At 62.7% G+C, this 5,837-nt stretch carries 5 protein-coding genes and 1 pseudogene; 4 read left to right on the top strand and 2 right to left on the bottom strand.

The annotated features are described in order from the left end of the window. From EN993_RS29875 to EN993_RS29865, 3 genes and pseudogenes are all read left to right on the top strand, one after another. Positions 1–888 (top strand): annotated as a pseudogene (locus tag EN993_RS29875) (sugar ABC transporter substrate-binding protein); the annotation flags it as partial. Positions 889–981: 93 nt separating this feature from the next. Further along, complete coding sequence (locus tag EN993_RS29870) at positions 982–2,088, top strand: sugar ABC transporter permease (protein WP_127265579.1); 1,107 nt, start codon at positions 982–984, stop codon at positions 2,086–2,088. A 6-nt stretch (positions 2,089–2,094) separates the two neighbouring features. Beyond that, on the top strand, positions 2,095–3,012 hold the full coding sequence (locus tag EN993_RS29865; protein WP_056594228.1) for a carbohydrate ABC transporter permease: 918 nt from the start codon (positions 2,095–2,097) through the stop codon (positions 3,010–3,012). A gap of 253 nt (positions 3,013–3,265) precedes the next feature. On the opposite strand, the gene EN993_RS29860 is transcribed toward EN993_RS29865, so the two are convergent. Then, the gene (locus EN993_RS29860) at positions 3,266–4,009 is read right to left on the bottom strand and encodes a creatininase family protein (protein WP_127265578.1); all 744 of its coding nucleotides are present in this window, start codon (positions 4,007–4,009) and stop codon (positions 3,266–3,268) included. A gap of 3 nt (positions 4,010–4,012) precedes the next feature. Then, positions 4,013–4,579, bottom strand: a complete 567-nt coding sequence (locus EN993_RS29855) for an SIS domain-containing protein (protein ID WP_126071119.1) — start codon at positions 4,577–4,579, stop codon at positions 4,013–4,015. 177 nt (positions 4,580–4,756) lie between these two features. Between EN993_RS29855 and EN993_RS29850 the strand changes: the two genes are divergently transcribed. Then, a complete protein-coding gene (locus tag EN993_RS29850; RefSeq protein WP_109669510.1) occupies positions 4,757–5,779 on the top strand; it encodes an aldo/keto reductase in 1,023 nt (340 codons plus the stop codon). Positions 5,780–5,837: the final 58 nt, after the last annotated feature.

Genomic DNA, 5,837 nt, shown 5'->3' with positions numbered 1-5,837 from the left:
GGCCAGGACGTCTATGGCTATCTCGATGCGCCAAAGCCCTGGGGCGGTTTCGGCTTCTACTTCCTTGGCAGCCGCGCCACCGCCTATGCCAAGCATCCTGACGACAAGGCCTGGCTGTTCGACGCCGACACGATGAAGCCGCGCATCAACAACCCGGCCTGGGTGCGCGCCATCCAGGACGTCATCGACGCGTTGCCGTCCGAACCCGCCGACCAGATCAATGCCGATCCGAACACGACTGCCTTCCAGCAGTTCCTGGCCGGCACCGGCTCGATGATCCCCTGGTGGGGTGACGTCGGCTCCAACGTCAAGACCAACGACTCGTCGGTCATTGGCGACGTCACCGGCTTCTCGATCCTGCCGGGCTCGGACGACGTCTACAATTCCAAGACCGGCAAGTGGGACAAGCTCGCCAGCGGCCCGAACTATGCGCCGAACTGCGCCTATCTCGGCTGGGGCGTCTATGTCATGGCCCGCGTCGATGCCGACGAGAAGAAGAAGAAGGCGGCATGGTCGGCTGCCGCCCATCTCGGCGGCAAGGACCTGTCGATCTGGACGGCGATGTATCCGTCGGGCTTCCAGCCCTACCGCAATTCGCATTTCGACATTCCGGAGTGGGTGGCGGCAGGCTATGACGAGGCCTTCATCACCTCCTACCTCAAGTCGGAAGGCGACTCGTACAACCATCCGAACGCGGCGATCGAGCCACGCATCCCCGGCATCTTCCAGTATTACAGCGCCGCCGAGGACATTCTGGCCAACACCTTCGCCGGCAAGATGAAGGCGCAGGAAGGCGCCGACGCCATTGCCGCGGCCTGGGAGAAGCTCACCGACCAGATCGGCCGCGAAAAGCAGGTCAAGCTCTACAAGGCCTCGCTCGGCATGTAGGCTGGCCTACGAACCGTGGTCCGGCGGCGAAGGCTGCTGCCGGACCACAAATAACCTGCTTCCTTTCGGAAGCCTCCTGAACGGGCGAGATTTGTGGCTGACCAGACTTCGACCGCAAACCAGTGGCCGGCAGACGCCGCCCCTTACGACCTGATTTCACCGGCCCGCAGACGGCTTGGCTTTGCATTGATGGCCGTGGCGACGCTTGGCCTGCTAGCGGTGATCGTGTTCGAGATTTTCTACAAGGCTGAAGCCGAAACCTGGCGCCCCGTCGTCTATGCCTATGTGTTGTGGGGCGTGGCGCTCGGCATCGGCCAGGTGCTGACGCGCGGCGAGGACGGCCAGCGTGCCCTGTTCCTGCTGCCGGCGCTGCTGTTCACCATCGCCATGGTGATCTTCCCGACGCTGTTCGGCTTCTATATCGCGCTCACCGACTGGAACCTCAGCTCCTTCAGCGGCCGCAGGTTCAACGGGCTCGACAATTTCTGGCAGATGCTGGGCGATCCCTACTACCGCAATGCGCTGTTCAACATGGTGCTCTATGTGCTGGCGGTGGCGGTCGAATATGTGATTGCCTTTGGCCTGGCGCTGTTGCTCAACGCGCAGATCCGGGCGCGAAAATTCTTCCGCGTCGTCTTCCTGATGCCGCTGATGCTGTCGCCGGTCGCGGTGTCGTGGATGATCGGCAAATCGCTGATGGAGTACCGCTTCGGACCGGCGGCCACATTGGCGCGTCATCTCGGCTGGGAAAATCCGGCCTTCTTCTCTGACCCGATCATCGCGCGCATTGCGATCATGGTGCTGGACGCCTGGACTTTCATTCCGTTCATGATGATCATGCTGCTGGCCGGGCTGCAGGCGATGTCGCGCGAGGTGCTCGAAGCCGCACGCGTCGACGGCGCCAATGCGTGGCAGACCTTCTGGCAGGTCACCTTCCCGCTGATGCTGCCGGTTTCGGTGACGGCGTTGATCCTGCGCATCATCTTCAAGCTGAAGCTTGCCGACATCATCATCACGGTGACGTCGGGTGGCCCGGGCGGTGCGACCGATTCCGTGTCTAGCTTCATCTACCGCGAATATCGCGACCGCTCGAACGTCGGCTACGGAACCATGCTGGCGATGGCCTATCTGGTGATCATCGTCGTGTTCGTCACCTGGCTGCTGAAATTTGCCAACCGTTTTGTCCGCAATGTGAATTGAGCCAAGATGAGCGTTCAGACCACCGAATATGTAGCCTCGGAGATCCGCTCACCGGCGAGCTTCCTCGCCAGCCGCGTCTTCATCTATGGGGCGCTGGCCTTCTGGGCGTTCATCTGCCTGTTTCCGATCTACTGGACGATCACGACCTCGTTCAAGACCGCGGTTGATGTCACGCAAGGCCATCTCATCCCCTTCGTCGACTTCCAGCCGGACTGGAAAGGCTGGCGCTCGCTCGGCCTGTCGCCGGACTCGATCTTCCAGACCTCGACGGTGCGCGAGGAGTTCCTCAAGCGCTTCATGAACTCGGTGATCACCTCGGTCGGCGCGTCGAGCCTGGCCATCGTCATCGGCAGCCTCGCCGCCTACGGGCTCACCCGCTATCGCTATCATTTCGCCTGGTTCAAGAACGAGGACATCTCGTTCTTCTTCCTGTCGCAGCTGATCCTGCCGCCGGTGGTGCTCGCCCTGCCCTTCCTGGTGCTCTACCGCGAAGTCGGTCTGCTCGACACGCGCGTCGGGCTGATCCTGCTCTACACGCTGATGGTGCTGCCGATCGTCATCTGGATCATGCGCGACCAGTTCAACTCGATCCCGGTCGAGCTCGAGGAAGCAGCGCTCGTCGACGGGCTGTCGATCTGGGGCGCCTTCTTCCGCATCGTCATGCCGATCGCGCTGCCGGGCATGGTCGCCGCCTTCATCCTGGCGATGGTGCTGTGCTGGAATGAGTATTTCTTCGCCGCCCTTTTGACCTCGACCGACGCCAAGACCATTCCCGTCATGGTGGCGAGCCAGACCGGCTCGCAAGGCATCAACTGGTGGTCGATGGCAGCACTCGCCACCGCCGCGATAGCGCCACTCGCCGTCATCGGCATTGCGCTCGAACGCTATCTGATCATGGGCATGACCGCGGGAGCGGTGAAGTAGCAGGGCCAGCCTTCCCTTCACCCCTTGTGGGGTGAGCAGCCGGTTCGCCGAAGGCGAATTCATCGTGCCGGTGGCACGATGAAAGGCCGGCGAACGCCGGGACGCTGCGAAGCAGCGGGGACACGGTAGGTGGATCGGCCACCCCGGCCCTTCGCAGGCTCAGGGCGTTCGAAGCTCGAAAAGCCAAGCAATTGGCTTTTCGTCCGCTACGCAGACCGCTTCTCACCCCGCAAGGGGAGGAGGAAGAACCGCGCTAGGCTCTTAGAATTGTGCGCAGGTGATCCATGATCATGGCGACGCCCTTCTGCCCGAGTTCCGCTGAAGCATCCCTGGCACTCGCCGTATACCAGCTCTTGTTGTCTTCGAAGTGGCCAGCATCGACAGCCTCCGGGCATAGCGCCAGCATCAGTGAGGTCTCGCCGATGCCGGCATGGTCGAACGGGTACTTGCCGTTCATGTCAGCCGACATCAGCGGGTGCACTTGCACCCAGTTGAAGAAATTTTCACCCGCAGCGTGTCCCGAATAGTAGTCGGCCATCGCCTGAGAGCCCCACCAGCCCTCGCCGCGTTCCTTCTCGAGAAAGCGGAAGATCGCCTGCCGACCGGCGGTCTTGAACGCCAGATCGGTCGGCATGCCGGCGGCGAAATTCTCGGTCTGGTGGTGAATGATGGCGTGGATGTTGCGAAAGCCGATGCGCAGCAGGCCGTAGAACAGCTCCTCGCCGAACGGCGCCAGCGCGTTGCCGCCGACCTGCACCGAGCCGCTGCCTTCCGGCGGCGCCACCGCATAGCTCGCAGCACCGTAGTAGAAGGGCGGCAGGATGACGACGTCCTTCTCCTTTTCGAACAGCTCCAGCGTCTTGACGACGGCCAGCGTGTCCATGCCGACCGCCATGTGTTCGCCGTGGTATTCGAGCACGCCAAGCGGCAGAGCGACCGGCCAGTTCTCGGCGATCGCCTTGCGGATCTGGTGCGGCAGCATCAGTTCATAGCGCATGATCTATTCCATGTTGGTGTGGCGGGCGCGCATCGCTTCGGGCGACGCGCCGATCAAATCCTTAAGCTTCAGCACCATCGCCTCGAACAGCAGGAACAGCGCGCCTTCGAACACCGAGCCCATCGGCAGCACCGATGTCTTCTGTGCCCCCTGATCGTTGGCCATGGTCTGCGCGGGGATGAGCAGCGTGAAATCGGCGCGCTGTGCCGCACCGCTTTCGGCCTGGGCGGTTAGCAGCAGGTTGGTTGCACCGGCATCGTGCGCAACCTGCATGAGGGTCAGCACGGTCGAAGTCTCTCCCGGCCCGGAGCTGACCAGGAAAACATCCCCCTGCCCCAGCGGCGGCGTGGTCATGTCGCCGACCACGGCGACAGGCAGGCCCAGATGGTAGAGCCGCATCGCAAAACCCTTGACCTGCAAGGCCTCGCGGCCGCAGCCGTAGACGACGATCAGTCGGGCGCTCGCCAGCATCTTGCAGGCGGCGTCGATCCGGCTCTCATCGATGCGCGCCAGCACGCCGCCGAGTTCGTCAAGCGCGGTCTCGAACAGGCTTTTGCTCTTGTCGCTCACCGCAAACCTGCCATTGAAATCATCCTGGGATTTTGCCGCCCTTGCTGCCGCGAACAGCTTGATTTTGCTCATGCTAGCAACCGCGAAAATGCGTGTCCAACGCGCAGCTACGCTTTTGCCAGATCACAGGCATGATAGTGTCATGTCAGACAAATCAAGCGAGGCAAACGGCAGGATATGAAGACACGGCATTTCGACCGCATCGGCAATGGCGGCATCAGTTTTACCGAACTCGGCTTCGGCACGGCGCCGCTCGGCAACCTCTATCGTGCCGTCTCGGACGAGGACGCCAACGCCACGCTGGAAGCCGCCTGGGCGACCGGCTGCCGCTACTACGACACCGCGCCGCTGTACGGGCTTGGCCTGTCGGAAACGCGGCTCAACCCGTTCCTGCGCGGCAAGAAGCGCGACGACTATGTGCTGTCGAGCAAGGTCGGTCGCATCATGCGCGCCTGCCCGCCGGAAGAGCGCACCGGCATCGGCAAGTTCTTCGACACGCCGTCGCGCCGTGAAGTGTACGACTACAGCTATGACGGCGTCATGCGCTCGTTCGAAGCCTCGCTGGAGCGCCTCGGCGTCGACCGTATCGACATCCTCTTCGTGCATGACGTCGACATCTTCACCCATGGCAGCAAGGAAGCGTCCGACCGGCGCATCGAGGAGTTCATGCGCTCGGGCTATTATGGCTTGCTCTCGCTCCGCGACCAGGGCGTCATCAGGGCGTTCGGTGGTGGCATCAACGAATGGCAGGTTGCGCAGACGCTGGCTGAGCGCGGCGACTTCGACCTGTTCTTGCTGGCCGGGCGCTATACGCTGCTGGAACAGGAGGCGCTGGCATCCTTCCTGCCGCTCTGCCAGGCACGCGGTATCGGCATCGTTCTCGGCGGGCCCTACAACTCCGGCATCCTTGCAACAGGGCCGAAGCCAGGCGCCTACTACAATTACTCCGAAGCAACGAAGGACATCCTCGACCGGGTCGCCGGCATCGAGAGCGTCTGCAAGCGCCATGGCGTGCGGCTGATCGAGGCCGCCCTGCAATTCCCGCTGCTGCACCCCTCGGTCGTCTCGGTGATCCCCGGTGGCCAGCGGCCGAGCGAAGTCGAGAGCAACCGCTCGCTGCTCGATGCGAAACTGCCCGCAGCGCTTTGGGCCGATCTCAAGAAGGAAGGTCTGATGCACCCTGAAGCGCCGACCGCATAAGCCGGCCGCCATCGCGTCAGCGTCGGGCACAAAAATGAAAAGCCGGGCAAGCCCGGCT

The organism is Mesorhizobium sp. M7D.F.Ca.US.004.01.2.1 (assembly GCF_003997785.1).
GTDB lineage: Bacteria > Pseudomonadota > Alphaproteobacteria > Rhizobiales > Rhizobiaceae > Mesorhizobium > Mesorhizobium loti.
Note: the sequence above shows the minus strand (reverse complement) of the source record. Positions and strands in the feature narration are given on the sequence as shown.